At 56.1% G+C, this 25,323-nt stretch carries 27 protein-coding genes, 2 tRNA genes and 1 pseudogene; 18 read left to right on the top strand and 12 right to left on the bottom strand.

Annotated elements, in window-relative coordinates; all coding sequences use genetic code 11:
• The first annotated feature begins 9 nt into the window (after positions 1 to 9).
• From IM317_RS09805 to rnt, 3 genes and pseudogenes are all read left to right on the top strand, one after another.
• Positions 10 to 1,106 (top strand): annotated as a pseudogene (locus IM317_RS09805) (alkene reductase).
• Between the two features lie 100 nt (positions 1,107 to 1,206).
• Positions 1,207 to 1,614, top strand: coding sequence for a lactoylglutathione lyase (gloA, locus tag IM317_RS09800; protein ID WP_013096923.1), 408 nt, complete (start codon positions 1,207 to 1,209; stop codon positions 1,612 to 1,614).
• Between the two features lie 95 nt (positions 1,615 to 1,709).
• Entirely contained in the window at positions 1,710 to 2,360 is a 651-nt protein-coding gene (rnt, locus tag IM317_RS09795) for a ribonuclease T (protein ID WP_023311355.1), read from the top strand.
• 44 nt (positions 2,361 to 2,404) lie between these two features.
• On the opposite strand, the gene grxD is transcribed toward rnt, so the two are convergent.
• The gene (grxD, locus tag IM317_RS09790) at positions 2,405 to 2,752 is read right to left on the bottom strand and encodes a monothiol glutaredoxin 4 (RefSeq protein WP_003832760.1); all 348 of its coding nucleotides are present in this window, start codon (positions 2,750 to 2,752) and stop codon (positions 2,405 to 2,407) included.
• A gap of 338 nt (positions 2,753 to 3,090) precedes the next feature.
• Between grxD and IM317_RS09785 the strand changes: the two genes are divergently transcribed.
• On the top strand, positions 3,091 to 3,864 hold the full coding sequence (locus tag IM317_RS09785; RefSeq protein ID WP_023311354.1) for a C40 family peptidase: 774 nt from the start codon (positions 3,091 to 3,093) through the stop codon (positions 3,862 to 3,864).
• A 122-nt stretch (positions 3,865 to 3,986) separates the two neighbouring features.
• Positions 3,987 to 4,568, top strand: coding sequence for a superoxide dismutase [Fe] (gene sodB / locus IM317_RS09780; protein ID WP_023311353.1), 582 nt, complete (start codon positions 3,987 to 3,989; stop codon positions 4,566 to 4,568).
• 38 nt (positions 4,569 to 4,606) lie between these two features.
• On the opposite strand, the gene IM317_RS09775 is transcribed toward sodB, so the two are convergent.
• Both IM317_RS09775 and IM317_RS09770 read right to left on the bottom strand, forming a co-directional pair.
• Complete coding sequence (locus tag IM317_RS09775; RefSeq protein WP_033145318.1) at positions 4,607 to 5,773, bottom strand: MFS transporter; 1,167 nt, start codon at positions 5,771 to 5,773, stop codon at positions 4,607 to 4,609.
• A gap of 163 nt (positions 5,774 to 5,936) precedes the next feature.
• Positions 5,937 to 6,026, bottom strand: a complete 90-nt coding sequence (locus IM317_RS09770) for a YnhF family membrane protein (protein ID WP_008500596.1) — start codon at positions 6,024 to 6,026, stop codon at positions 5,937 to 5,939.
• Between the two features lie 297 nt (positions 6,027 to 6,323).
• Between IM317_RS09770 and purR the strand changes: the two genes are divergently transcribed.
• Positions 6,324 to 7,349, top strand: coding sequence for an HTH-type transcriptional repressor PurR (gene purR, locus IM317_RS09765; RefSeq protein ID WP_023335431.1), 1,026 nt, complete (start codon positions 6,324 to 6,326; stop codon positions 7,347 to 7,349).
• Positions 7,350 to 7,366: 17 nt separating this feature from the next.
• Here purR and punR read toward each other — a convergent pair whose 3' ends face one another.
• Positions 7,367 to 8,278: a DNA-binding transcriptional activator PunR gene (gene punR, locus IM317_RS09760; protein ID WP_023311350.1), complete on the bottom strand. Its 912-nt coding sequence runs from the start codon at positions 8,276 to 8,278 to the stop codon at positions 7,367 to 7,369.
• A 114-nt stretch (positions 8,279 to 8,392) separates the two neighbouring features.
• Between punR and punC the strand changes: the two genes are divergently transcribed.
• Together punC and cfa are read left to right on the top strand one after the other, a co-directional pair.
• Complete coding sequence (punC, locus tag IM317_RS09755; RefSeq protein WP_033145317.1) at positions 8,393 to 9,592, top strand: purine nucleoside transporter PunC; 1,200 nt, start codon at positions 8,393 to 8,395, stop codon at positions 9,590 to 9,592.
• Between the two features lie 298 nt (positions 9,593 to 9,890).
• Positions 9,891 to 11,039 carry a cyclopropane fatty acyl phospholipid synthase gene (gene cfa / locus IM317_RS09750; protein WP_023335428.1) on the top strand — a complete coding sequence of 383 codons (1,149 nt, stop codon included), beginning with the start codon at positions 9,891 to 9,893 and terminating at the stop codon, positions 11,037 to 11,039.
• A gap of 30 nt (positions 11,040 to 11,069) precedes the next feature.
• Here the strand turns inward: cfa and IM317_RS09745 are convergent, their stop codons facing one another.
• On the bottom strand, positions 11,070 to 11,714 hold the full coding sequence (locus tag IM317_RS09745) for a riboflavin synthase (RefSeq protein WP_033145316.1): 645 nt from the start codon (positions 11,712 to 11,714) through the stop codon (positions 11,070 to 11,072).
• 225 nt (positions 11,715 to 11,939) lie between these two features.
• On the opposite strand from IM317_RS09745, the gene mdtK reads away from it, so the two are divergent.
• The 4 genes from mdtK to IM317_RS09725 all read left to right on the top strand — a co-directional run bounded on the left by mdtK (position 11,940) and on the right by IM317_RS09725 (position 15,338).
• A complete protein-coding gene (gene mdtK, locus IM317_RS09740; protein WP_033145315.1) occupies positions 11,940 to 13,313 on the top strand; it encodes an MdtK family multidrug efflux MATE transporter in 1,374 nt (457 codons plus the stop codon).
• Between the two features lie 153 nt (positions 13,314 to 13,466).
• Positions 13,467 to 13,543 (top strand) — tRNA-Val (locus IM317_RS09735).
• 4 nt (positions 13,544 to 13,547) lie between these two features.
• Positions 13,548 to 13,624, top strand: a tRNA-Val gene (locus IM317_RS09730).
• A gap of 118 nt (positions 13,625 to 13,742) precedes the next feature.
• On the top strand, positions 13,743 to 15,338 hold the full coding sequence (locus tag IM317_RS09725; protein WP_033145314.1) for an FAD-NAD(P)-binding protein: 1,596 nt from the start codon (positions 13,743 to 13,745) through the stop codon (positions 15,336 to 15,338).
• A 28-nt stretch (positions 15,339 to 15,366) separates the two neighbouring features.
• On the opposite strand, the gene IM317_RS09720 is transcribed toward IM317_RS09725, so the two are convergent.
• A complete protein-coding gene (locus IM317_RS09720) occupies positions 15,367 to 16,002 on the bottom strand; it encodes a carbonic anhydrase (RefSeq protein ID WP_023311344.1) in 636 nt (211 codons plus the stop codon).
• 72 nt (positions 16,003 to 16,074) lie between these two features.
• Positions 16,075 to 16,857, bottom strand: a complete 783-nt coding sequence (locus IM317_RS09715; RefSeq protein ID WP_060568709.1) for a hypothetical protein — start codon at positions 16,855 to 16,857, stop codon at positions 16,075 to 16,077.
• Between the two features lie 125 nt (positions 16,858 to 16,982).
• On the opposite strand from IM317_RS09715, the gene IM317_RS09710 reads away from it, so the two are divergent.
• On the top strand, positions 16,983 to 17,123 hold the full coding sequence (locus tag IM317_RS09710) for a hypothetical protein (RefSeq protein WP_003857665.1): 141 nt from the start codon (positions 16,983 to 16,985) through the stop codon (positions 17,121 to 17,123).
• A 92-nt stretch (positions 17,124 to 17,215) separates the two neighbouring features.
• Here the strand turns inward: IM317_RS09710 and IM317_RS09705 are convergent, their stop codons facing one another.
• Positions 17,216 to 17,386 carry a hypothetical protein gene (locus IM317_RS09705; protein WP_157843316.1) on the bottom strand — a complete coding sequence of 57 codons (171 nt, stop codon included), beginning with the start codon at positions 17,384 to 17,386 and terminating at the stop codon, positions 17,216 to 17,218.
• Positions 17,387 to 17,628: 242 nt separating this feature from the next.
• Here IM317_RS09705 and IM317_RS09700 point away from each other — a divergent pair, with 242 nt between their 5' ends.
• The 4 genes from IM317_RS09700 to IM317_RS09685 are packed head-to-tail and all read left to right on the top strand — an operon-like array spanning position 17,629 to position 20,723.
• The gene (locus IM317_RS09700) at positions 17,629 to 18,459 is read left to right on the top strand and encodes an ABC transporter substrate-binding protein (RefSeq protein WP_120785284.1); all 831 of its coding nucleotides are present in this window, start codon (positions 17,629 to 17,631) and stop codon (positions 18,457 to 18,459) included.
• Between the two features lie 2 nt (positions 18,460 to 18,461).
• Positions 18,462 to 19,277, top strand: coding sequence for an amino acid ABC transporter ATP-binding protein (locus tag IM317_RS09695; protein WP_033145312.1), 816 nt, complete (start codon positions 18,462 to 18,464; stop codon positions 19,275 to 19,277).
• Positions 19,277 to 20,053 (top strand): amino acid ABC transporter permease, encoded by a 777-nt coding sequence (locus IM317_RS09690; protein WP_033145311.1) that lies wholly within the window; start codon positions 19,277 to 19,279, stop codon positions 20,051 to 20,053. Before IM317_RS09695 ends, IM317_RS09690 begins: the two co-directional genes overlap by 1 nt.
• Positions 20,037 to 20,723, top strand: coding sequence for an amino acid ABC transporter permease (locus tag IM317_RS09685; RefSeq protein ID WP_032657777.1), 687 nt, complete (start codon positions 20,037 to 20,039; stop codon positions 20,721 to 20,723). The genes IM317_RS09690 and IM317_RS09685 overlap by 17 nt, the downstream gene beginning before the upstream one ends.
• Here the strand turns inward: IM317_RS09685 and fumD are convergent.
• From fumD to IM317_RS09665, 4 genes are all read right to left on the bottom strand, one after another.
• On the bottom strand, positions 20,704 to 20,913 hold the full coding sequence (fumD, locus tag IM317_RS09680) for a fumarate hydratase FumD (RefSeq protein ID WP_008500615.1): 210 nt from the start codon (positions 20,911 to 20,913) through the stop codon (positions 20,704 to 20,706). The two genes, IM317_RS09685 and fumD, sit on opposite strands and share 20 nt — an antisense overlap.
• 110 nt (positions 20,914 to 21,023) lie before the next feature.
• Positions 21,024 to 21,836: a MetQ/NlpA family ABC transporter substrate-binding protein gene (locus IM317_RS09675; protein ID WP_008500616.1), complete on the bottom strand. Its 813-nt coding sequence runs from the start codon at positions 21,834 to 21,836 to the stop codon at positions 21,024 to 21,026.
• A 23-nt stretch (positions 21,837 to 21,859) separates the two neighbouring features.
• Entirely contained in the window at positions 21,860 to 22,528 is a 669-nt protein-coding gene (locus IM317_RS09670; RefSeq protein ID WP_008500617.1) for a methionine ABC transporter permease, read from the bottom strand.
• Complete coding sequence (locus IM317_RS09665; RefSeq protein WP_033145310.1) at positions 22,521 to 23,543, bottom strand: methionine ABC transporter ATP-binding protein; 1,023 nt, start codon at positions 23,541 to 23,543, stop codon at positions 22,521 to 22,523. The genes IM317_RS09670 and IM317_RS09665 overlap by 8 nt, the downstream gene beginning before the upstream one ends.
• 400 nt (positions 23,544 to 23,943) lie before the next feature.
• Between IM317_RS09665 and IM317_RS09660 the strand changes: the two genes are divergently transcribed.
• Positions 23,944 to 25,314, top strand: a complete 1,371-nt coding sequence (locus IM317_RS09660) for a cystathionine beta-synthase (RefSeq protein ID WP_033145309.1) — start codon at positions 23,944 to 23,946, stop codon at positions 25,312 to 25,314.
• The last annotated feature ends 9 nt before the right edge of the window (positions 25,315 to 25,323 follow it).

Genomic DNA, 25,323 nt, shown 5'->3' with positions numbered 1-25,323 from the left:
GGAGTCTTTATGTCAGCTGAAAAATTATTTACCCCCTTAAAAGTGGGTGCCGTCACTGCGCCAAACCGCGTGTTTATGGCTCCGCTTACCCGCCTGCGCAGCATGAGCCGGGCGACATCCCAACCCCACTGATGGGTGAATACTATCGTCAGCGCGCAAGCTCTGGCCTGATCATCACGGAAGCCACGCAGATTTCCGCTCAGGCTAAAGGCTATGCGGGTGCGCCGGGTCTTCACAGCCCGGAGCAGATCGCCGCATGGCAGAAAATCACCGCGGGCGTTCACGCTGAAGAGGGTCGCATTGCGGTCCAGCTGTGGCATACCGGTCGTATCTCTCACAGCAGCATTCAGCCTGGCGGCCAGGCTCCGGTCTCCGCTTCGGCCCTGAGTGCAAATACCCGTACGTCCCTGCGTGATGAAAACGGCAATGCGATCCGCGTGGATACCTCTATGCCGCGCGCGCTTGAGCTGGATGAAATTCCGGGTATCGTGAACGACTTCCGCCAGGCCGTGGCCAACGCTCGTGAAGCCGGTTTTGACCTGATTGAGCTGCACTCCGCCCATGGCTACCTGCTGCACCAGTTCCTGTCACCGTCGTCCAACCATCGCACCGACCAGTACGGCGGCAGCGTCGAAAACCGCGCTCGCCTGGTGCTGGAAGTGGTTGACGCCGTATGCCAGGAGTGGAGCCCGGATCGTATAGGGATCCGCGTCTCCCCAATCGGTTCTTTCCAGAACGTCGACAACGGTCCGAACGAAGAAGCCGATGCCCTGTACCTGATCGAAGAACTGGCTAAGCGCGGCATCGCCTATCTGCACATGTCCGAACCGGACTGGGCTGGCGGTAAGCCTTACACGGACGCTTTCCGTCAGAAAGTGCGCGAGCGTTTCCACGGGGTGATCATCGGTGCGGGGGCTTATACCCCGGAGAAAGCCGAAGACCTGATCGGCAAAGGGCTGATCGATGCCGTCGCGTTTGGCCGCGACTACATCGCCAACCCGGATCTGGTAGCCCGCCTGCAGAAAAAAGCGGCCCTGAACCCGCAGCGCCCGGAAAGCTTCTACGGCGGCGGCGCGGAAGGCTACACCGACTACCCTTCTCTGTAATCTCGCCATTGTTCATTGATAGCGGCGATACTTCGCCGCTATACTAAAACATCGTTTCTGTTCAAAAAGACAGTCTATTCCATTGGTTAATGAGGAAATTATGCGCCTACTTCACACCATGCTGCGCGTTGGCGACCTGCAACGTTCCATTGATTTCTACACTAACGTCCTGGGCATGAAGCTGCTGCGCACCAGCGAAAACCCGGAATACAAATACTCGCTGGCGTTCGTGGGTTACGGCCCGGAAACGGATGAAGCGGTGATCGAGCTGACCTACAACTGGGGCGTAGACAGCTATGAGCTGGGTACCGCCTACGGCCACATCGCGCTGGAAGTGGACAACGCGGCCGAAGCGTGTGAACGCATTCGCAGCAACGGCGGTAACGTTACGCGCGAAGCGGGTCCGGTAAAAGGTGGCACCACCGTGATTGCGTTCGTGGAAGATCCCGACGGTTACAAAATCGAACTGATTGAAGCCAAAGACGCGGGTCGCGGTCTGGGCAACTGATCCCTCAGGGCGCAACATGCGCCCGTAGTTTTACTGCATCACCCTGCAAAATTTGCCATAATGCGCTCTGCTTTTTCCCCTTGTAAGAGACCCTGATGTCCGATAACGCTCAATTTAGCGGTCTGTGCGACCGTTTTCGTGGTTTTTATCCCGTTGTCATTGATGTAGAAACAGCCGGATTTAACGCTAAAACCGATGCGCTGCTCGAAATTGCCGCCATCACGCTGAAGATGGATGAACAGGGCTGGCTTACACCGGACACCACGCTGCATTTCCATGTTGAACCTTTCGAAGGGGCAAACTTACAGCCGGAAGCGCTGGCGTTTAACGGTATCGACCCGCACAACCCGCTGCGTGGCGCAGTCAGTGAATATGATGCGCTGCACGCCATTTTTAAAATGGTGCGTAAAGGCATGAAAGAGAGTAACTGCAGCCGCGCCATCATGGTGGCCCATAACGCCACCTTCGATCACAGCTTTACCATGGCCGCCGCGGAGCGCGCCGCGCTCAAACGCAACCCCTTCCATCCTTTTGTGACCTTCGACACCGCCGCGCTGAGCGGCCTGGCTCTGGGACAAACGGTGTTATCTAAAGCCTGCATCACGGCGGGTATACCTTTTGACGGCACGCAGGCGCATTCCGCTTTATACGACACGGAGCGCACCGCAGAGCTGTTCTGTGAGATCGTCAACCGCTGGAAGCGTCTGGGCGGCTGGCCGCTGCCGATGGGCGACAGCGAAGAATAAAAAAAAGCGACCTTATCAGGTCGCTTTTTTATTTGCGCAGAAAATTACTCTGCGTCCGGCTCTTCGGTTTTGTACTTCGCCGCCGTCTCTTTGATCAGCTGCTGCAGTTCGCCGCGCTGATACATTTCAATCAGGATATCGCAGCCGCCAACCAGCTCACCGTCAACCCACAGCTGTGGGAAAGTCGGCCAGTTAGCGTACTTAGGCAGCTCAGCGCGGATGTCCGGGTTCTGTAGGATATCAACGTAAGCAAAACGCTCACCACAGGCTGACAGCGCCTGAACCGCTTGTGCGGAGAAGCCGCAGCTTGGCAGCTTCGGAGAGCCTTTCATATACAGCAGAATCGGGTTTTCAGCGATCTGGCGCTGGATTTTTTCAATAGTGGTGCTCATGTCTTGCTTCCTTTAACTTCTGTTACGGCATTCGTCTGACATTGTAGCGGTTCAGACTGGCATCGGAAAATAACATTTTTGTCACGTTTATACATTCTACCTCGAGTCACGAAAAGTTGCATTGCAAATGGTGTTTACCCCTGCGGCGGTCAGGGTTTTGCTTAGGGAGTGGGCAAATGTACGACAGAACGATGAATTTTTTTGCACTTGCTAACGAAACACGATTGTAGATTGAAAAATGCTATTAACTTTCTGGGTTTTTATAGATTAGAATCGACGGGCTTTGTAAATCACACGCGGGTATTATTGATGACCTGCATTTATCAGGGGACTGCCCAGTGGCGCGGATAAATAAAATCTCGATCACGCTCTGTGCTTTACTGTTTACTTCACTCACTTTCACGCCAGTGGCAAACGCCTCTCAGCAGGCGCGGCATTCTGCTGTACAAAAAAACCATCTGGTGAAAGCCACAGAACGTAAGAAAAAAACCACCGCTAAGAACGACAAGAAAAAAACACCGGCTCAGACGAAACAGACCGCTTCCAGCAAGACGAAAACAAAACCTTCCCGCACTGCCCACTCCGCTAAAAGTAAAGCTTCGCAAACCGCCGCTAACCTCGTTACTGAAAAATGCATCACGCGTAAAGGCCACAAGGCGAAATGCACGAAGGTCACGAAAATAGCGGAAGTGCATAAAGTGCGTGTACAGAAAGCGCAAAAAACCGCGATGAACAAACTGATGGGGCAGATTGGCAAACCTTATCACTGGGGTGGCAGTTCGCCGCGTACCGGGTTTGACTGCAGCGGCCTCGTCTATTACGCCTATAAAGATCTTGTCAAATTCCGCATTCCTCGCACCGCCAATGAGATGTACCACCTGCGCGATGCTTCACCGGTTGACCGCGGTGAGCTGGAAAACGGCGATCTGGTGTTCTTCCGCACTCAGGGTCGCGGCACGGCTGACCACGTTGGCGTGTACGTCGGCAACGGGAAGTTCATCCAGTCTCCACGTAGCGGCCAGGATATTCAGATCACCTCTCTCAGTGAAGACTACTGGGTACGCCACTACGTCGGCGCGCGTCGCGTGATGACGCCAAAAACCATTCGCTAACCCCTGCCCTGCCGCATCCGTGGCAGGGTAAGTTCCTCTTTTGCATACCCTTTCAATTTGCTATCCTGTCCATGTTGTCTGTGTGGTTATTGGCAACACAAAATACAATAAGGAGAGAAGCAATGTCGTTCGAATTACCTGCACTACCGTATGCAAAAGACGCCCTGGCGCCGCACATTTCTGCGGAAACCCTGGAATATCATTACGGCAAGCATCACCAGACGTACGTCACCAACCTGAACAATCTGATCAAGGGCACCGATTTTGAAGGCAAAACGCTGGAAGAGATCGTCCGCAGCTCAGAGGGTGGCGTCTTTAACAACGCGGCTCAGGTGTGGAACCACACCTTCTACTGGCACTGCCTGGCGCCGAATGCCGGCGGTGAACCTGCCGGTGAACTGGCTACCGCTATCAACGCCGCATTTGGCAGCTTCGCGGATTTCAAAGCGAAATTTACCGATGCAGCCATCAAGAACTTCGGTTCTGGCTGGACGTGGCTGGTTAAAGAGGCGGATGGCAAACTGGCTATCGTGTCCACCTCTAACGCGGGCACCCCGCTGACCACCAGCGCTAAGCCGCTGATGACCGTGGACGTGTGGGAACATGCTTACTACATTGACTACCGCAACGCGCGCCCGAACTACCTGGAGCACTTCTGGGCACTGGTTAACTGGGACTTTGTCGCGAAGAACTTCGCCGCGTAAGAGACACGCAGAAGGGTTCGCCCTTCTGCGTTTTTGGTTTATTCCGCAGCGCAGGCTGCTTCAGGCTGTTTACGACCCGACATCATCACCAGCAGCAGGCCGAGCGCGGCAATAATCGCCCCCATCACCGGCACAAAGCTGTACCCCAGACCACCTGAAATCACGGCCCCACCGGCCGCCGCGCCCAGGGCATTACCCAGGTTAAACGCACCGATATTCACGGAAGATGAAAGTCCCGGCGCCTCGTGCGCCACACGCATCACGCGCATCTGCAGCGGCGGCACCACGGCGAAAGTGGCGGCTCCCCAGACGACCATCGCAATCGCGGCCCCGAACTCATTACGCGCCAGCCACGGAATGGCAACCATGATGACGATCAGCAGGGTTAAGAAGCCCTTCAGCGTCCCGCTCACGGAACGGTCGGCAAATTTCCCGCCCAGATAGTTGCCGATCGAGAAGCCCACGCCAATCAGCACCAGCATCGCGGTAACGAAGAGAGGCGTTGCGTGGGTGATATCGTGCAGTACCGGTGAAATATAGGTGTAGAGGGTAAACATCGCCCCTGCCCCCAGCACGGTGGTGAGCAGCGCGGAGAGCACCTGCGGGCGCATCAGCACCGCCAGCTCTTTACGCACTTCCGGACGTTCTCCGGCGCTTCCTTTCGGCAGGGAGAAGAACAGCGCCACCATTGCAACCACGCCCAGCCCGGCCGTCGCCAGGAAAGACATACGCCAGCCGATCGCTTCTCCCAGCCAGGTTGCCGCAGGCACCCCGCCGATATTGGCAATCGTCAGCCCCATAAACATGGTTGCTACGGCGCTCGCCTGCTTGTGTTTTGGCACCACGCTGGCAGCCACAACCGATCCCAGCCCAAAGAACGCGCCATGGTTAAGGCTGGTCAGAATGCGCGACAGCATCAATGTGGTGTAGTCCGGCGAAATGGCCGAAAGCACGTTGCCCAGGGTGAAAATCGCCATCAGGAAAATCAGCGCATTGCGGCGCGCGCGGTGTGAAAGAAGAAGCGTCATCAGCGGCGCCCCGACCATCACGCCGATAGCGTAGGCGCTGATTAACATCCCTGCCGCAGGGATAGAGACATCTACGCCGCGGGCAATAACAGGCAGTAACCCCATCGGGGAGAATTCAGTGGTGCCAATCCCAAAAGCGCCAATCGCCAGGGCCAGCAGGGGATAATTGATTTTCATGCGTCAACTCCGGATGCCGTGTCATGTGGTGACACAGAACAAAGAAGCAGAAAGCATGACATCAATCACAAAAAATGAGAAGTTAACAAAATGGCAAAAGATTTTTGCCAGAGAAGTAACAATCCGGGGAGTCGGGAGGGAGAAGGCTCTCCCTCCGCGTAAATCAGTGCAGCGCAGCCGTCAGACCGGCCGCAACAATCAGAGCCAGCACAACAACGGTGGTGAACAGCGAAAACTTAAGATCGGAACTCATCAACTTTTCTCCTTTTAATCCCCACACGAAAAGTGAGCTTGCTCATTTTTGCACAGATTACGTCAAAAATCTTCCTGGATTTATACTGATAACCACTTTACCTCTTCCCCTTTTCATCAAGATAGGACAAAATTCCACGCTAAATTTATTAGCGTACCGGCCATTGACCCCCTCCTGACGTCCCGTGTCGTTTTCCCGGCGTGCCGCAATTCAAGATTGCGAGATAAGGGTGAGAGAAGGCAAACGTTTACCTTCAAGTTTTTCAGGAGCTTAGGATATGGTCTGGAGTGACATTTAATGGCAACAATTAAAGACGTAGCAAAACGCGCAAACGTTTCCACTACAACCGTATCACATGTAATTAACAAAACCCGCTTTGTGGCGGAAGAGACGCGCAACGCCGTCTGGGCAGCGATCAAAGAGCTGCACTATTCGCCAAGTGCGGTTGCGCGTAGCCTCAAGGTTAATCACACCAAATCCATTGGATTGCTGGCGACCAGCAGTGAAGCGGCCTATTTTGCCGAGATCATTGAAGCGGTCGAAAAGAACTGCTTCCAGAAAGGCTATACCCTGATTCTGGGCAACGCGTGGAACAGCATTGAAAAACAGCGTGCCTACCTGTCGATGATGGCGCAAAAGCGCGTTGATGGCCTGCTGGTGATGTGTTCCGAGTACCCGGAATCCGTGCTGTCGATGCTGGAAGAGTATCGCCATATTCCGATGGTGGTGATGGACTGGGGCGAAGCGCGCGCAGACTTTACCGATTCCGTTATCGATAACGCCTTTGAAGGCGGCTATATGGCCGGTCGTTATCTGATCGAACGCGGCCACCGCGAGATTGGCGTGATCCCCGGTCCGCTGGAGCGCAACACCGGCGCGGGCCGTCTGGCCGGTTTTATGAAAGCGATGGAAGAAGCGTTGATCAACGTGCCGGAAAACTGGATTGTGCAGGGTGACTTTGAGCCGGAATCGGGCTACCGCGCGATGCAGCAGATCGTCTCCCAGCCGCACCGTCCGACCGCCGTGTTCTGCGGGGGCGACATTATGGCCATGGGCGCGCTCTGCGCTGCCGACGAGCTGGGCCTGCGCGTACCGCAGGATATTTCCGTGATCGGGTATGACAACGTGCGTAACGCGCGTTTCTTCACCCCGGCGCTGACCACCATTCACCAGCCGAAAGATTCGCTGGGCGAAACGGCCTTCAACATGCTGATGGACAGGATCGTCAACAAACGCGAAGAGTCGCAGTCTATTGAAGTTCACCCGCGTCTTATCGAACGCCGTTCCGTTGCGGACGGTCCGTTCCGCGACTACCGTCGTTAATCGCTTTACGGGGCCAGCTATGCTGGCTCCCGTAACCATTCCCGGTTCAGCGTTTCGCTGTCTCCCAGATAATCCAGCAGCCAGGCCATCGCAGGCGAGACGTCATTTTGCTGCCATGTGAGGCAGCAGGCCGCATCCGGGAACGGATTCTCCAGCGTCAGCTCAACCCACTCTCCGGTATCGATGCGCGGACGCGCGAAATGAACGGGCACCATCGCGACGCACAGCCCGGCGCTGAGGCACGTCGCCGACGATTCCCAGTCAGGGGCCACCACCCGCCGCTGGTTGTCCAGAAGCCAGGTGATACGCTTGGGCAATGAACGGGACGTATCCTCCAGCACCAGCGACGGCCAGTTGCGCAGCGTGTCATCGCTGAGCGGCCCTTCCATCGCCGCCAGCGGATGGTCGCTTGCCACCACGCATTTCCAGCTCAGCATCCCCATATCGCGAAAAGCGTAACGTCCCCCGACCGGGATCGCCTGCGTAGCCCCAATCGCCATCTCTGCCCTGCCGTCCGCCAGCGCATCCCAGACGCCGTTGAACACCTCCTGCGAGACCCGCAGCTCGACGTCAGAGAAATGACGGTAGAAATCGACGATCATCTGCCGGGTGCGTTCCGGCTTAACGATGTTATCCACCGCGATGGAAAGATGCCCCCGCCAGCCGTTAGCGATCTGCTGACACTGTTCGCGGGTGATCTGCATTTTTTTGATAACAGAACGCCCTTCCTTCAAAAACCACGCGCCTGCGGGCGTTAATTCCACATCACGATGCCGCCGTTCAAACAGCGGAACCGCCAGCCACTCCTCCAGTTGGCGCACCGTGTAGCTTATTGCCGAAGGGACGCGGTGCAGCTCCTGCGCCGCACCGCTGAAGCTGCCGTTACGTGCAACAGCATCGACCACTTCAAGAGAATAATCTGACCACATTTTCTGCCTGCAAATTTTTTGAATGCACCCGCCAAATATTAGCGTTTCACAAGCGGCTTTGCACTCCCTACACTCAGCGCCAATGTATACCTGCCTCCTCAGGAGAATAAAATAATGCAACCCAGGAACGGTTTTTTAGTCTGGCTCGGCGGCTTGAGCGTGCTGGGCTTTTTGGCCACCGATATGTACCTGCCGGCGTTTGCCGCCATGCAGGAAGATTTGCAAACGCCTGCTGCCGCCATCAGCGCCAGCCTGAGCTTATTCCTCGCCGGTTTTGCCTTCGCACAGCTGCTCTGGGGACCGCTCTCGGATCGCTTTGGTCGTAAACCGGTGCTGTTGCTGGGCCTGGCCATTTTTGCCGTGGGCTGCCTGGGAATGTTATGGGTACGCGATGCCACCTGGCTGCTGGTGCTGCGTTTTATTCAGGCCGTGGGCGTCTGTGCCGCGGCAGTGACATGGCAGGCGCTGGTCACCGACTATTACCCGGCTAACCGCACAAACCGTATTTTCGCCACCATTATGCCGCTGGTGGGTCTCTCACCGGCCCTCGCTCCCCTGCTGGGCAGCTGGATCCTCGCGCATTTCGACTGGCAGGCCATTTTCGCCACGCTGTTTGCAATTACCCTGGTACTGATGCTGCCGGCGTTCGCCCTCAAGCCCGCGCATAAAAAAGAAGCGCATGCAGACGCGAAGCCGATTACCTTCACGTCTCTGCTCAGCACCAAAGCGTATCGCGGGAATGTCCTGATCTATGCCGCCTGCTCGGCAAGCTTCTTCGCGTGGCTCACCGGCTCGCCGTTCATTCTGCACGATATGGGTTACAGCCCGGCAGCCATCGGCCTGAGCTATGTTCCGCAGACCATCGCGTTCCTGGTAGGCGGGTACGGCTGTCGCGCGGCGCTGCAAAAGTGGGAAGGTCAGCAGATGCTGCCGTGGCTGCTGGTGCTGTATGCGCTGAGCGTTATCGGGACCTGGGCCGTTGGCTTTATTCCGGGTGCCGGTCTGGCCGAAATTTTGATCCCCTTCTGCGTGATGGCCGTCGCGAACGGGGCGATTTACCCTATCGTTGTAGCCCAGGCGCTGCGTCCCTTCCCGCAGGCAACAGGCCGCGCCGCCGCGCTGCAGAATACCCTGCAGCTGGGGCTGTGCTTCCTGGCAAGCCTGGTTGTATCGGCGCTGATTGCCACGCCGCTCCTGACCACCACCAGCGTGATGCTGGTGACCGTTGCGCTGGCGGTGTTGGGCTATCGCATGCAGGCCTCCGCGCAGCGTGCGCAGGAAAAGAGTGCTCAGGTTGAAACGTCACATGCCTGATTGCGCCAGAAATCATGTTAATTTTCAGTGATTAGGTTGCTAAGAATTTTCTATTGAATCACCAAATTTTGAGGCCTATACTAAATTTGGTTCGATTAAATACGATAAATATTAAGTGTTAACGGGAGCCGGAGTGCTCCCGTTTTACCATGGAAGGCATTTCGGCAAGGGTTATCTCCCTTCCTCTGTTCTACGTCGGATATTAGCCTCGCGGTATTTACCGTGAGATTTCTCACAAACCAAAAAAAGCGTCTACGCTGTTTTAAGGTTCTGATCACAGTAGGGTGATGGAGAAGCTATGAGTTCATCGTGTATAGAAGAAGTCAGCGTTCCGGACGATAACTGGTCCCGGATCGTCAGTGAACTGTTAGGTCGAGCAGGCATCACTATCAATGGATCATCGCCATCCGATCCTCAGGTTAAACATCCCGACTTTTTTAAACGCGTGCTGCGAGAGGGATCGTTAGGCCTGGGAGAAAGCTACATGGACGGCTGGTGGGAGTGCGAACGTCTGGATACCTTTTTCGCCAGCGTGCTGCGTGCCGGTCTTGAAAATCAACTCCCTCGCAATCTGAAAGACACCCTGCGCGTCGCCTCTGCCCGACTGTTCAATCTGCAAAGTAAAAAACGCGCGTGGATCGTTGGTAAAGAACACTACGATCTTGGCAACGACCTGTTCAGCCGTATGCTGGACCCTTTCATGCAGTACTCCTGCGCCTACTGGAAAGAGGCGTCGACGCTTGAAGAGGCCCAGCAGGCCAAGCTGCGTCTGATTAGCGAGAAGCTGCAGCTCCAGCCCGGAATGCGCGTGCTGGATATCGGCTGCGGCTGGGGTGGGCTGGCGTATTTTATGGCGAAGCACTATGGCGTCAGCGTCGTCGGCGTCACGATTTCAGCGGAACAGCAAAAAATGGCGCGGGAACGCTGCCAGGGCCTCGATGTGGATATCCGGCTGCAGGATTACCGTGATCTTAACGAACAGTTTGACCGGATCGTTTCCGTCGGCATGTTCGAGCACGTCGGGCCGAAAAACTACGCTACCTATTTTGAGGTGGTGGATCGGAATCTGAAACCGGACGGTATCTTCCTGCTGCACACCATCGGCTCTAAGCGGACCGACAATAACGTCGACCCGTGGATCAACAAATACATCTTTCCGAATGGCTGTTTACCGTCCGTCCGCCAGATTGCCAACGCCAGTGAACCCCATTTCGTGATGGAAGACTGGCATAACTTTGGCGCGGATTACGACACCACGTTGATGGCCTGGCATGCGCGTTTTCAGGAAACCTGGCCTGAGATTGCGGACAACTATTCTGAACGATTCAGGCGGATGTTTAGCTATTATCTGAATGCCTGCGCGGGGGCGTTTCGCGCACGGGATATTCAGCTCTGGCAGGTGGTATTCAGCCGTGGGATTGAACACGGATTACGTGTCGCACGCTAAAAAATAACCCCGGATGCCCGGGGTTATTTTTTATTCTTCTTCTGTGGCGGTCTTTATTATCGCCGCTTCTTTTGCTGCCAGCACGCGCTCAACCGTATCCACTACCGCCTGGGTTTGCGGATCGATTTCAATATTCACGCGGTGCCCCAGTTTTTTGGCGCCCAGCGTGGTGCGCTGCAGCGTTTCAGGAATTAAATGCACGCAAAAACGCGTTGGCGTTACTTCACCCACCGTCAGGCTAATCCCGTCAATGCCAATAAATCCTTTATAGAGGATGTATTTCATTAATGAAGGATCCTGCATTTTAAACCAGATTTGACGGTTATTTTCCGAGGTCACGATTTTTGCCACTTCAGCGGTGGTCATGATGTGCCCGGACATCAGGTGGCCGCCAATCTCATCGCTGAACTTCGCCGCCCGCTCAACGTTGACGGTATCTCCCACCGCCAGCTCGCCAAGGTTGGTGATGCGCAGCGTCTCTTTCATTAAATCAAAGCTAATCTGGTTGCCGTTAATTTCGGTAACGGTCAGGCAGCAGCCGTTATGAGCAATCGACGCGCCTGTTTCAATGCCCTCAAGCATATATTCCGGCAGCTCAACAACATGAGTACGGAAATTAGGTTTTTCATCAATGGACACCACTTTGGCGGTGCCCTGCACAATACCAGTAAACATGCTTACAACTCCTGTTTTTTCCGGACGGTGGTGACACCGTTTAATCCCACCACAATAACAGTTGGAAAAAGAGGTTGCCAGCGGAGCGCATTTTCTGGCGATTTTTTCACTAGATAAATAGCTAAAGCCCGCTACAATAGCTGGCACCCCCCTGCATTTTCTTCTTGCTGCCCGTTTCGGCGGCTTTTTTAGTCTCTCAAATAACAACAAAATAAAGGTGTTCACGTGCAGAAGTACATGAATGAAGCGCGCCAGCTATTGGCACTGGCTATACCAGTGATCGTCGCGCAAGTGGCCCAGACCGCAATGGGATTTGTGGATACGGTAATGGCAGGTGGCTATAGCGCCACCGATATGGCGGCCGTTGCTATCGGCACGTCAATCTGGCTTCCGGCCATCCTGTTCGGCCACGGTCTGCTGCTCGCGCTCACGCCGGTTATCGCTCAGCTCAATGGCTCGGGTCGTCGCGAGCGCATTGCCCATCAGGTTCGTCAGGGTTTCTGGCTGGCAGGGTTTGTTTCCGTGCTGATCATGGTCGTGCTCTGGAACGCGGGCCACATCATTCGCGCTATGCATAACATTGACCCGGCACTGGCTGATAAAGCCGTGGGCTATCTGCGCGCCCTGCTCTGGGGTGCGCCCGGCTACCTCTTTTTCCAGGTGGCGCGTAACCAGTGTGAAGGCCTGGCGAAAACCAAGCCCGGAATGGTGATGGGCTTTATCGGTTTGCTGGTCAACATTCCGGTGAACTATGTCTTTATTTACGGTCATTTCGGGATGCCGGAGCTCGGAGGCGTCGGCTGCGGCGTGGCGACGGCAGCCGTTTACTGGGTGATGTTCTTCTCCATGATCGCCTTTGTAAAACGCGCCCGTTCCATGCGCGATATTCGCAACGAGAAAAGATTTAGCACGCCGGACTGGAACATCATGACGCGTCTGGTGCAGTTGGGGTTACCGATTGCCCTCGCGCTGTTCTTTGAGGTGACCCTATTTGCCGTGGTCGCCCTGCTGGTCTCCCCGCTGGGCATTGTGAACGTGGCCGGGCACCAGATTGCGCTGAACTTCAGCTCCCTGATGTTCGTCCTGCCGATGTCGCTGGCGGCGGCGGTCACGATTCGCGTCGGCTTCCGCCTGGGCCAGGGCTCAACGCTGGATGCGCAAACGGCCGCCCGGACCGGGCTGGGCGTCGGCGTCTGCATGGCTGTCTGTACGGCGCTCTTTACCGTTGCATTACGCGAGCAGATTGCCCTGCTCTATAACGACAACCCGGAAGTGGTCACGCTGGCATCGCACCTGATGCTGCTGGCCGCAATTTACCAGATCTCTGACTCCATCCAGGTGATTGGCAGCGGCGTGCTGCGCGGATATAAAGACACGCGCTCCATCTTCTTTATCACCTTCATCGCCTACTGGGTGCTGGGTCTGCCGTGTGGCTATATCCTGGCGCTTACCGATCTGGTGGTGGATCGCATGGGTCCGGCAGGGTTCTGGATGGGCTTTATCATCGGCCTGACGTCGGCGGCGATTATGATGATGATGCGAATGCGCTTCCTGCAGCGCCAGCCATCAACGGTCATTTTGCAACGCGCGGCACGTTAACGACGCGGTAGCCGCCGCCCGGCGGCTACTTTCTCTTCACTTTGCGCGGTAATGAAGCAATCGCGTGAAATCAGAGAGAAAAATGCATTTTCCCTCTTGCCACCTCGGTGCTGTGCCGCTAATATTCGTCCCCGTTGTCGCCGACAACACGTTGCGTTCATAGCTCAGTTGGTTAGAGCACCACCTTGACATGGTGGGGGTCGTTGGTTCGAGTCCAATTGAACGCACCATTCTGCGTCCGTAGCTCAGTTGGTTAGAGCACCACCTTGACATGGTGGGGGTCGGTGGTTCGAGTCCACTCGGACGCACCATTTCAGTCCTGAAATGGTGCAAATCCTCTTCTGATATCCTGAATTTTTCTAATCCCTTATTTTCATCATTGTTCTCCTGCTACGCTTTTCTTATGGAAAAAAAACAGGAAGACCGTCGATGAAGAAAATCGCGATTATTGGCTCCGGCCCCACAGGGATTTATACTTTTTATCATCTCCTTAAAAACAGCAAGCCGCTCTCAGTTTCCATCTTTGAACAATCCGAAGACGCTGGCGTGGGTATGCCCTATAACGACGACGATAATTCCCGGCTGATGCTGGCGAACATTGCGAGCATTGAAATCCCGCCCATTTTTATGACCTACCTCGACTGGCTGAAGGATCAGAGCGAAGCTCATCTGGCGCGCTTTAAGGTCGATACAACCCGCCTGCATGACCGGCAGTTCCTGCCCCGGCTTCTGCTGGGCGAGTATTTTCGCGACAGCTTTCGTTCAATCGTGAAAGAGGCCAGAAAGCTGGGGTTTCAGGTTGATGTCCATGAATCCGCCCGGGTCACCGATATCGTGTCCACGAAAGAAGGGGTCACGCTTTCCGTCAACGACAGCGCCTTTCCTGAACGCTTCGACCTTGCGGTTATCGCCACCGGTCACGTCTGGCCAGACGAGGACGAAGCCACGCGCGCGTTCTTCCCAAGCCCGTGGTCCGGTCTGATGGACGCCAGTATCCCTCCCTGCCGCGTCGGTATTATGGGGACATCGTTAAGCGGTCTCGACGCGGCCATGGCGGTAGTGATGCAGCACGGTGAATTTCGTGACGATGAGTTCGTGCTGGATAAAGGCAGCGACGCGTTGAAGATTGTCCTGATGTCCCGGACGGGCATTCTGCCGGAAGCCGATTTTTACTGCCCTATTCCTTATGAACCGCTGTCGGTCTTAACCGAATTTGTGGTTGAAAACGAGATCGCCAAAGGATCGAATGGCCTGCTCGACCGTATATTTACCCTGATGGTGAAAGAGCTTCAGCTCGCTGACCCGACGTGGTGTGAGAAAATATCCCTGCATAAGCAGAATGCGGACAGCATTCGTGAGGCCTGGTTTGAGGATCGTAAACGGCACGGCCCGTTTACCTGGGCGGAAGAGAATCTCAACGAGGTGGAGCGGAACAAACGCGAGCGGCGCACCGTAGCCTGGCGCTATACCGTGCTTCGGCTGCATGAAGTGGTTCAGGAGATTGTTCCCCACCTCAGCGAACGGGACAGAGAGCGCTTTAAGCAAGGCCTCGCCCGCGTATTCATCGACAACTATGCGGCCATTCCTCCGCAGTCTATCCGCAGGCTGCTCGCGCTTCGCGAAGCCGGCATCATTAGCGTGGCGACGCTCGGTGACGATTACGCGCTGGACGTTGGCAGCGATCGAACGGTAATCACCACACAAGAGACCGTTTACCGTTTCGACGTGTTTATTGATGCGCGCGGGCAGAAGCCGCTCAAAACGAAGGATCTGCCCTTTCCGACGCTGCGCAAACAGCTGGAAGCCACGGGCGAAGAGATACCGGACGTCGGTGAGGATTACACCTTAAATGCGCCTGACGCCGTTCGCGGGCGCATTGCCTTCGGCGCGATACCGTGGCTGATGCACGATCGTCCCTTCGTTCAGGGGCTGGCGGAGTGTGCAGAGATTGCACAAGCAATGGCGAAGGCGGCGGAAAAACCCGCGTCGGGATCGCGGCGCAGATTACCGTATATTGAGAACTGACAGGGCTTCCATGCCCTGCTGTCGCGGATTACTCGAAGAAGACTTCCGGGTTTTCAGACAGCGAAACGAAGGTTTTCGTCGCTTTATCCAGGGCAAGAATTTTGCCGCTTTCAATGTCGTACACCCAGCCGTGCAGTCGGATGGAGTTATTACGCAGGCCCACCGCGACGGACGGGTGGGTCTTAATGTTGCTCAGCTGCGCAAACACGTTCTCCTGCACCATCGCATTGACTTTATCGATCGGCTTATCCCAGGTTTTCTTCTCTACCACGGCTTTCGCCGCGTCAGAATAGCGCAGCCAGTGTGACACAGCAGGCATCGGCTCCAGGTTCGCGTTATCGGCAATCGCCTTCATCGCGCCACAGTTGGAGTGACCGCAAATCACGATATCCGTGACGCCCAGCGCCACCACGGCGTATTCGATGGTTGCAGACACGCCGCCAGGCTCCGGCCCGAACGGCGGCACGATGTTGCCAGCATTACGAATGACAAAGAGTTGTCCTGGCTCTTGCTGGGTGACCAGTTCCGGGACCAGACGGCTGTCGGAGCATGAGATGAACAGCGCTTTGGGATTCTGGCTGGACGCTAAACTGCGGAAGAGTTCTTTACGTTGCGGGAAAATCTCTTTTTGAAAGCTGAGAAAACCTTCAATGATATGTTGCATAGCAATGTCTCTTTTATCTGTTTTAGTTTAGGCATGATCGAGATCACACTCGTAAAGTTTACCCATCGTGGTTTACTTCAGACAAGCAATATATTTCTGGCCCGACCGCTGAACAATCTCGTCCGCGAAGGCCGGGATGTTCTGCCCTTCAAACGCGCCGTAAAGACGTTCGAAGGTTTTGCCTTCGAGATGATTCACCACCGACGCCACGGCGCAGGCCGGCAGCGGAAGATAATTCGGGTAGCTCCACATAAACGAGACGGCGTCTTTACCCGGCGTGACCTGCAGAATATCGCCCACCAGCAATACCCCATCCCCCTCCTGCCAGTGCAGCACCGTTCCACCGGCAAAATGCCCGCCCAGACGCAGCAAGGTGACCGACGGGAAAATCTCCAGCGCATCCCCCTCCCAGAAATGAATGGCCGGGCTGTCGCGCATGACCCACTCTCTGTCGCTGGCGTGCAGGTAAACCGGCGCATCAAACGCCGCAGCCCACTCCTGCATCGTGGTGTAATAGTGCGGATGTGAAATAGCAATCGCGCTGATGCCGCCGAGGGCGGTAACGAGCGCTTTGGTTGCGGGGTCGAGGTTGGCGATGCAGTCCCAGAGGATATTGCCGTGGGGCGTGTGCAGGAGCAGCGCCCGCTGGTTGATCGCAAACGCGGGCACCGTTTTGATCCCGAACAGCCGCGGCTCCAGCTGCTGCCATTTGTTGGTATGGGTGGCGGTGACGGTGTCGAAATCGGTCCATGCCTGGCCCGTGGCGGGCACGTACTGACGCTCATCCTCGCAAATCGGGCAACTGTCCGGGCGGGCATCGTAGGCGGTTCCGCAGGTTTTACAGAGTGTAATCATGTGCTCTCCTCAGCGATAAAGCACTGAGTATGGCAGGGATTATCCTTATGTGCTGCGAGGTACATTGCTGGCTTTTTTTGCCCTATACTGTGCCAGTATCAAAAACTGAACAGAGCAGGTGCCACATGGAAATTGATCTCGATAACTTAGTCTTTAACGGTCTGGATGAAGCCGAAGAGCGTAATGCCGAACGTCTGGACGATGCAGACAAAAAAGCGCAGGCGATTGTCGCCGACGACGACTGCGGCGACGCCTGCAAAATCTAATAAAAAAGCACCGGGAAACCGGTGCTTTTTTATTTCACTCGTTAAACGTCACGCACACCTCGTTCCAGTACGTTTCGCGCGTGCGGCGCAGTTCAGCGTGACGTTTTATCATGGAACCACTCCGGGTCAATGTTGGCAACGTCGACGCCATACAGGCTGGCGACAGGCAGGATTGACTCAAGAACACGTTGCGCGCTGTTCTCCGCATTCACTGGTCGGGTCGCAAAAAACCGCCGTAACGTGCTGATCCATTTTTTCATCATCTTACCCTCTCTCGCCGTGTCTGATCTCAGTTAAGCACTCAAATGCCGCGCGGGGGAAATACCAAAATCCACTGTTGATGTGCAGGATCTGCAAATAGCATCCCGCTCTTTTCACTCTTCATTAACACGTTGTTCACTAATGCTTTTTTGCTCATAGCAAAGAACGATTTCTTATTTGGCGATAGCTTTCGCTTATGGGAGCGTAGCGGGGTAAAACAAAAACAACGGGATGGCGAATGACTATGGCAGCAAATATGAAAGGGTTTACCAAACGGACACTGGTTCTGGGATTACTGGCGGCGGGGAGCCTGCTTTCAGCGCAGGCACAGGCCGATCAGCTGGCGGATATTAAGGCCGCAGGGGTGGTGAAAGTGGCCACGTTTGACGCCAACCCGCCGTTTGGCTCTATTGATGCCAAAACGCACGAGATCGTGGGTTATGACGTGGACTTCGCCAAAGCGCTGGCAAAATCGCTCGGCGTGAAGCTTGAACTGGTTGCCACCAATCCGGCTAACCGTATTCCGCTGCTGCAGTCCGGAAAAGCCGATCTGATCGTGGCGGATATAACCATCACCCCGGAACGCGCACAGGTGATTGATTTCTCGACGCCTTACTTTGTCACCGGCCAGCAGTTCCTGGTGCCGGCTAAATCACCGGACAAGCTTGATGACTACAGCCGGGCGCGTATTGGCGCGGTCAAAGGAACGACGGGCGAGCAGGCGCTGCACCAGCGTTTCCCGCAGTCACGCGTGCTCTCGTATGACGATATTCCGCTGGCGCTGACGGCGCTGCGCAACGGTAACGTACAGGCCATCACCCAGGACAGCACCATTCTGGCCGGTCTGCTGGCGCAGGCGCCGGATAAAGCGAACTTTAAAATCCTGCCCGATCTGCTCAGCAAAGAAGAGATTGGCGTTGGGGTGAAGAAAGGTGAAACGGCGCTGCTGAAGGCCGTTAACGACGAGCTGATTAATCTCGAGAAGAACGGTCAGGCAGCAAAAATCTACGATGTCTGGTTTGGCCCAAACACGCCTTCCCCACAGCCTCGCGCCTTTAAAATAGAAGCCAGATAATTATGCTCTCAGGTTTATTTTCACACTCCGCGGCCGGTGCCGCGGATTTTTCACATCTGGAACAGGCCAGCGTCGAGTTTCGTCATGTGGACAAACGCTACGGTGACCATCAGGTTTTAAACGATATTAACCTCCCCATCACGCCCGGTGAAGTGGTCGCCATCCTCGGCCCTTCGGGTTCCGGTAAATCCACCCTGATTCGTCTTATCAACCAGCTTGAAACCCTAAGCGGCGGAGAGATTCTGGTCGACAACAAGCCTACCGCAAAGCTCTCCGGTACCGGGCTGCGCCAGCTGCGCAGCCGCGTGGGGTTTGTGTTCCAGCAGTTCAATCTTTACGCCCACCTCACCGCCAGCCAGAACATTACCCTGGCGCTGGAGCACGTTCACGGCTGGAAGCCGCAGCCAGCTCAGGAGCGCGCGCTGGCCCTGCTGGAGAAGGTCGGGATGCTGGAAAAAGCCCACCATTTCCCGGCAGAGCTTTCCGGTGGACAGCAGCAGCGCGTCGCGATTGCCCGCGCCCTGGCCTCTTCACCGCAAATCATTCTGTTCGATGAACCCACCTCCGCGCTGGATCCGGAGATGATTGGTGAAGTGCTGTACGTGATGAAAGCCCTCGCCCACAGCGGGATCACGATGATCGTGGTGACCCACGAGATGCAGTTTGCCCGGGAAATTGCCGACCGGATTGTCTTTATCGACGGCGGGCAAATTCTGGAAACCGCGCCGCCGGCACAGTTTTTCAGCCAGCCGTCGCATCCGCGCGCGCAGCGGTTCCTGCAAAAGGTGCTCAACCCGCTGCATCAGGAGCATCTGTAATGCCCGCGCTCGACTGGCAGGGGGTACTGACCGGACAGCCTCTGCAGTGGATACTCTCCGGATTCCTCACCACCCTGTGGGTCACGCTTGCCGGGATGCTGCTGGCCAGCCTGCTCGCACTGCTCTTTATGCTCCTGCGCCTTTCCGGCGGACGCCCCGGGAACGCGGTCGTCAGCAGCTGGGTGTCGCTGTTTCGCAATACGCCGCTGCTGGTGCAGCTGCTGTTCTGGTATTTTGCCGCCTGGAACGGGCTACCGCAGGCGTTCCGCGACGCGGTGAACGCGGATCACAGCTGGTCAATTCTGCCCGGCGACGTCTGGTGGTTTACGCCCGAATTTTTATGTTCTGCCTGGGGGTTGGGCGTCTTTACCTCGGCGTTTTTAATCGAAGAGGTGGAGTCGGGCTTACGTTCCGTACCTGCCGGACAGCGGGAGGCAGCGCTCGCGCAGGGATTCTCCGCGTGGCGTCTGTTTCGTTACATCCTTCTGCCGCAGGGCCTGGCCAACGCCTGGCAGCCGGTCGTGGGCCAGTACCTAAATCTGATGAAGCTCTCCTCGCTCGCGAGCGGGATTGGCTTTGCCGAGCTGACCTATCAGGTCAGGCAGATCGAGAGCTATAACGCGCACGCGCTGGAGGCGTTTACCCTCGGAACCGCACTCTATCTGCTGACCGGCCTGGTCATGGGGATGGTGCTGGTTCGCATCGGGCCTGACGCGAAACGTAAACGCCCAGGCGTCGCCACCACAGGGAGTGAAAAACATGATTGCCGGACTTAACGTCATCACCGATAACCTCGACTATCTGCTGTGGGGACGCGCGGCGACGGGTGAACCGGGGGGCGTATTGCTGTCGTTAATGATGGCTGCCGGGGCCGCCGTCATCGCCCTGCCCGGTGGGATAGTGCTCGCGTGTTTGGCCTGGCGCTTTACCGGGCTCGTGCGAAAGGCCCTCTTTTTATGGGCAGAGCTGATCCGCGGCATCCCGCTCATCTTCGTGATTTTCTGGATGTGGTATCTGCTGCCGCTTATGACCGGGGGCGATCTGCCGGGAGCGCTGACCGTCACGCTGGCTCTGGCCTGGTTTACCGCGGCAACGGTGATGCACTCGGTGCTGGCCGGGCTTAACGCGCTACCGTCAGGACAATACGAGGCCGCACTGTCTCAGGGATTCAGCACGCAGCAAACCCTCCTGCGCGTGCTGCTGCCGCAGGCGCTGAGGAATATTCTGCCGTCGCTGGTGGGGATTTTTATCAGCCTGCTGAAGGATACGTCGCTGGCGTTTATCGTGAACGTACCGGAACTGACCACAGTGGCGGGACAGGTCAACAACCGGGTGCAAATCTACCCGGCGGCCATTTTTATCTTTACGGGCGTGGTCTACTACCTGCTCTGCTGCTCGCTCGAACAGCTTGCGAAGCGCTGGCGCATTACCCGGCCAGCGCTTTAACCACCGTTTCCATCGCTTCGGTTGTCAATTCACTGCGCTTAACGCGCTGGTTCGCCAGCGCGGTACGCAGGACTCCGGCAATGACAATATGCTTTGGCTCCTGCCCTAAATCACGCATCTCAAGCACCACCTTCCCGACCACCCGGCACATCTCCTGATACAGCGCTTCATCTTTGGTCACGTTACCCATCGTCATCACTCCATTGCCTGTTAAACGTTGAGCTTAAATGATTCTCCTGCCGGATACAAAAAAGAAGCCCGGCGAGAGACTCGCCGGGCTTCATCTGTAAAATCAGTAAATTAGTTGTTTACTGGGATGACCGCGCCTTTGTACTTGGTGCGGATCCAGTCCTGAATCTCTTTCGAGTGCAGCACGTTCACCAGCGCAACGATATCTTTCTTCTTCTCGTCACCGCGATGCACGGTAATGATGTTGGCGTACGGGTTGTTTTCACCGCTCTCTACCGCAATCGGGTCGTGAACCGGATCCAGACCGGCGTCAATCGCGTAGTTGGCGTTAATCACCACCGCATCGCCTTCGTTGTTGTTGTACATCTGCGGCAGCAGAGAGGCTTCCACGTTCGGCGTGAACTTCAGCTTTTTCGGGTTCTCAACGATGTCGCTGATGCGCGCGGTCACTTTATCGATGCCCGGCTTCAGCTTGATCACGCCCTCTTTCTCGAAGATGGAGAGAATACGCCCCTCTTCAGAAACCGCGTCACGCATGATGATCTTGCCACCTTCCGGCAGGTCTTTCAGCGACTTGTATTTTTTGGAGTAGATGCCGATTGGCTCAATGTGGATCGCGCCCGCACTGACGAAATCGTAGTCTTTATCGCCCGCATGATCCTTAAGCACGCTGTTCAGGTAAGGAATGTGCTGGAAATAGTTCGCGTCGATGTCATGACCCGCCAGCGCGGTGTTCGGCAGAATGTAGTCCTGGAACGGTTTAATCTCCAGGTCGATACCCTGCTTCGCCAGAATCGGCTTAGCCTGCTCCAGAATTTCGGCGTGCGGCGTGTTGGATGCGCCCACGGTCAGGGTGTCGGCCCAGGAGGCGAAGCTCAGGGCGCTCAGGGTTGCGGCGGCGATCAGTGTCAGTGTTTTTTTCATGATGTGGTTCCTGTGTGTATTTATTAGCGTTTATCTAACAGTGAAGTAATGACATCGCCGCAGAACTGGATAATGAAAACGATGATCAGAATGGTCACCGTTGCCACCAGCGTGACGTCACCATGGTTGCGCTGGAATCCTTCCAGATAAGCCAGATTTCCCAAACCGCCGGCGCCAATCACCCCCGCCATTGCGCTGTAGCTCACCAGCGCAATGAGCGTCACCGTAATACCCGATACCAGTGCGGGTGATGATTCCGGCAGTAAAACCCGAAACACTAACGTGCTCAGTCGTGCGCCCATCGAGCGCGTTGCTTCGATGACGCCTTTATCCACTTCACGCAGGGCGATCTCTACCAGGCGTGCGTAGAACGGTGCGGCGCCCACAATCAGCGCCGGCAGCGCCGCGTTGGCGCCAAGAATGGTGCCGACGACGGTCTTGGTGAACGGGATCAGCAGGACAATCAAAATGATGAACGGGATAGAGCGGAACACGTTCACCACAATCGAAATCACGCTGTAGACCGTGCGGTTGTGGAACAGCCCGCCGCGCGCGGTTAAAAACAGCGCCAGCCCCAGCACGATGCCCAGCACAAACGTCGCCACGCCGGACAGCGCGGTCATATACAGCGTCTCCAGCGTCGCCGCCCAGAGCTGATCCCACTTGAGATGCGGAAAGAGATTCTCAGCCATGTTTAATCACCTCGCCTTCAATATCGCTGTGCTGCAGGTCGGCGAGGATATTGTTCAGTTGTTCATCGAATGCCACGACATGCACCCAGAGCTGACCAAACACACCGTGGGCGGTTTGCGTCATTTTCCCGTGCAGGATGTTAAACGGCAGGCCGTAGCGCAGGGTCAGTTCACCCACGATCGGCTTATGGGTGCTGTGCCCGGTAAAGGTCAGCCTGATGACCGTGCCTTCCAGATCGTTTGCCAGTTCGGTATTGAAGGTTTCTTCCTCAGCGTACTGGCTCACCTGGCGGACAAACTGCTGCGTAATCGGCTGCTGCGGATGGGTAAAGACGCTTAGCACGTCGCCCTCTTCCACCACTTTACCGTTCTCCATCACCGCCACGCGGTCGCAGATTTTGCGTACCACGTGCATCTCGTGGGTGATCAGCACGATGGTCAGCCTGAAGCGGCGGTTAATATCCAGCAGCAGATCGAGGATCTGATCGGTGGTCTGCGGGTCGAGCGCGGACGTGGCTTCATCGCAGAGCAGCACGTCAGGGCTGTTAGCCAAAGCGCGCGCAATACCGACGCGCTGCTTTTGCCCGCCGCTCAGCTGGGACGGGTACGCATTCTCGCGCCCCTTCAGGCCGACCAGCTCCACCAGCTCGGCGACGCGCGCCTTGATGTTGGCTTTTGGCACGCCGGCGATTTGCATCGAGAAAGCGATATTCTCGCTCACCGTGCGCGACCACAGCAGGTTGAAGTGCTGGAACACCATGCTGATTTTCAGGCGCGCCTGGCGCAGCGCTTCACCCTTTGCCGCAGAGATATCCTGCCCGTTAATGGTCACGCTTCCGGCGCTGGGTTTTTCCAGGCCGTTCAGCAGACGAATCAGCGTGCTTTTCCCGGCTCCGCTGTAGCCGATAATTCCGTAAATCTGTCCCTGCTCTATCGTCAAATTGACGTCATCAACGGCAGTCAGCGCGACCTTTCCGTTGTCAAAAACCTTCGAAATATTCCTGAGTACGATCATTCTTATTCTTTATCCGTTTCGCGCATGGCTGTTTAGCAGTATGGATGTCCAAACGATAGTAAACAGGCGTTATCAGCTTTCAAATGAACAAAAAAGAATTTGTTATAACTTTCGGAAATAAACAGCGGATTTACAGGGTGGGAAGCATTTAGATCAATTTCAGCAATGATTATCTACCGGATGCATATCTGCTGGTAGATGCCCGCTAGAAACGGTCATTTTTTCAGCATTTCATGCCGATATAGCCATCCTCACATCCAGACAACTTTACGTCTTGCTGTCCTGACATCCAAAAATGGCATTTATATTCTTTTCTGTTCTAAAGAGCAGTGAATGGTTCTTTATTGCGAAAATTTCGCCGCTCTATCATCCCGTCATGACATCCAGAAAGGAAAACATCATGACGATTTACCATTCCGTCACCGAACTGATTGGCCGTACCCCGCTTATCCAGCTGCACAAGCTTGATACCGGTCCCTGCTCGCTGTTCCTGAAGCTGGAAAACCAGAATCCGGGCGGCTCTATTAAGGATCGCGTTGCGCTGTCGATGATTAACGAAGCGGAGCGTACCGGCCAGCTGCAGCCGGGCGGCACGATTATTGAGGCGACGGCCGGAAATACCGGTCTCGGCCTGGCCCTGATTGCCGCCCAGAAAGGCTACTCGCTGATCCTGGTGGTGCCGGACAAAATGAGCCGCGAGAAGATTTTCCACCTGCGCGCGCTGGGTGCCCAGGTGGTGCTGACCCGCTCCGACGTTAACAAGGGCCACCCCGCCTATTACCAGGATTACGCCCAGCGCCTGGCCAACGAGCTGCCCGGCGCGTTTTACATCGACCAGTTCAATAATGAGGCCAACCCGCTGGCGCACCGCACCACCACGGCACCGGAACTGTACGAGCAGCTTGACGGGCGGATCGACGCCATCGTGGTGGGCGTCGGCTCAGGCGGTACGCTGGGCGGCCTACAGGCGTGGTTCGCCGAGCACTCTCCGCACACGGAGTTTGTCCTGGCAGACCCGGCAGGATCGGTTCTGGCCGACCAGGTGGAAACCGGACGCTATCACGACGCGGGCTCCTGGCTGGTTGAGGGGATTGGCGAAGACTTTATTCCGCCGCTGGCCCACATTGAAGGGGTGAATCGCGCCTGGCGCATCACCGACCGAGAGGCCTTCACCACCGCGCGCGACCTGCTGAAAACGGAAGGCATTCTGGCGGGCTCTTCCAGCGGCACGCTGCTGGCGGCCGCGCTGAAATATTGCCAGGCGCAGACCACACCGAAACGCGTGGTGACCTTCGCCTGCGACAGCGGCAATAAGTATCTCTCGAAGATGTTCAACGATGACTGGATGCGTCAGCAAGGGCTCATCACGCGCCCTCAGGCCGGCGATCTCTCTGACTACATCGCCCTGCGCCACGATGAAGGCGCCACCGTTACCGCCGCCCCGGACGACACGCTTTCCACCGTACTGGCACGCATGCGCCTGTATGACATCTCCCAGCTGCCGGTGCTGGAGAACGGCAAGGTGGTGGGCATTATCGACGAGTGGGATCTCCTGCGGCATATCGGCGGCGACGGCGACCGCTTCGCGCTTCCGGTGACGGCAGCCATGACGCGTCAGGTGGAGTTTCTTGATAAACACGCCCCGGAAAGCGCCCTGAACGCCATCTTCGACCGCGGTCTGGTGGCCGTGATTAATGACAACGACCCTTTTCTCGGTCTGATTACGCGCAGCGACGTTCTGACCGCCTGGCGCAACCGTCTTCAGCAATAAAGGAATCGA

The sequence above is a fragment of the Enterobacter cloacae complex sp. S3 genome (genome assembly GCF_014930495.1).
In the GTDB taxonomy this organism is placed as follows: Bacteria; Pseudomonadota; Gammaproteobacteria; order Enterobacterales; family Enterobacteriaceae; genus Enterobacter; species Enterobacter asburiae_B.
Note: the sequence above shows the minus strand (reverse complement) of the source record. Positions and strands in the feature narration are given on the sequence as shown.

Coding starts and splice junctions, on each gene's coding strand:
- gloA (WP_013096923.1), top strand. CDS start 1,207: ATGCGCCTACTTCACACCATGCTGCGCGTTGGCGACCTGCAACGTTCC.
- rnt (WP_023311355.1), top strand. CDS start 1,710: ATGTCCGATAACGCTCAATTTAGCGGTCTGTGCGACCGTTTTCGTGGT.
- grxD (WP_003832760.1), bottom strand. CDS start 2,752: ATGAGCACCACTATTGAAAAAATCCAGCGCCAGATCGCTGAAAACCCG.
- sodB (WP_023311353.1), top strand. CDS start 3,987: ATGTCGTTCGAATTACCTGCACTACCGTATGCAAAAGACGCCCTGGCG.
- IM317_RS09775 (WP_033145318.1), bottom strand. CDS start 5,773: ATGAAAATCAATTATCCCCTGCTGGCCCTGGCGATTGGCGCTTTTGGG.
- IM317_RS09770 (WP_008500596.1), bottom strand. CDS start 6,026: ATGAGTTCCGATCTTAAGTTTTCGCTGTTCACCACCGTTGTTGTGCTG.
- purR (WP_023335431.1), top strand. CDS start 6,324: ATGGCAACAATTAAAGACGTAGCAAAACGCGCAAACGTTTCCACTACA.
- punR (WP_023311350.1), bottom strand. CDS start 8,278: ATGTGGTCAGATTATTCTCTTGAAGTGGTCGATGCTGTTGCACGTAAC.
- punC (WP_033145317.1), top strand. CDS start 8,393: ATGCAACCCAGGAACGGTTTTTTAGTCTGGCTCGGCGGCTTGAGCGTG.
- cfa (WP_023335428.1), top strand. CDS start 9,891: ATGAGTTCATCGTGTATAGAAGAAGTCAGCGTTCCGGACGATAACTGG.
- IM317_RS09745 (WP_033145316.1), bottom strand. CDS start 11,714: ATGTTTACTGGTATTGTGCAGGGCACCGCCAAAGTGGTGTCCATTGAT.
- IM317_RS09725 (WP_033145314.1), top strand. CDS start 13,743: ATGAAGAAAATCGCGATTATTGGCTCCGGCCCCACAGGGATTTATACT.
- IM317_RS09720 (WP_023311344.1), bottom strand. CDS start 16,002: ATGCAACATATCATTGAAGGTTTTCTCAGCTTTCAAAAAGAGATTTTC.
- IM317_RS09715 (WP_060568709.1), bottom strand. CDS start 16,857: ATGATTACACTCTGTAAAACCTGCGGAACCGCCTACGATGCCCGCCCG.
- IM317_RS09710 (WP_003857665.1), top strand. CDS start 16,983: ATGGAAATTGATCTCGATAACTTAGTCTTTAACGGTCTGGATGAAGCC.
- IM317_RS09705 (WP_157843316.1), bottom strand. CDS start 17,386: ATGATGAAAAAATGGATCAGCACGTTACGGCGGTTTTTTGCGACCCGA.
- IM317_RS09700 (WP_120785284.1), top strand. CDS start 17,629: ATGGCAGCAAATATGAAAGGGTTTACCAAACGGACACTGGTTCTGGGA.
- IM317_RS09695 (WP_033145312.1), top strand. CDS start 18,462: ATGCTCTCAGGTTTATTTTCACACTCCGCGGCCGGTGCCGCGGATTTT.
- IM317_RS09690 (WP_033145311.1), top strand. CDS start 19,277: ATGCCCGCGCTCGACTGGCAGGGGGTACTGACCGGACAGCCTCTGCAG.
- IM317_RS09685 (WP_032657777.1), top strand. CDS start 20,037: ATGATTGCCGGACTTAACGTCATCACCGATAACCTCGACTATCTGCTG.
- fumD (WP_008500615.1), bottom strand. CDS start 20,913: ATGGGTAACGTGACCAAAGATGAAGCGCTGTATCAGGAGATGTGCCGG.
- IM317_RS09675 (WP_008500616.1), bottom strand. CDS start 21,836: ATGAAAAAAACACTGACACTGATCGCCGCCGCAACCCTGAGCGCCCTG.
- IM317_RS09670 (WP_008500617.1), bottom strand. CDS start 22,528: ATGGCTGAGAATCTCTTTCCGCATCTCAAGTGGGATCAGCTCTGGGCG.
- IM317_RS09665 (WP_033145310.1), bottom strand. CDS start 23,543: ATGATCGTACTCAGGAATATTTCGAAGGTTTTTGACAACGGAAAGGTC.
- IM317_RS09660 (WP_033145309.1), top strand. CDS start 23,944: ATGACGATTTACCATTCCGTCACCGAACTGATTGGCCGTACCCCGCTT.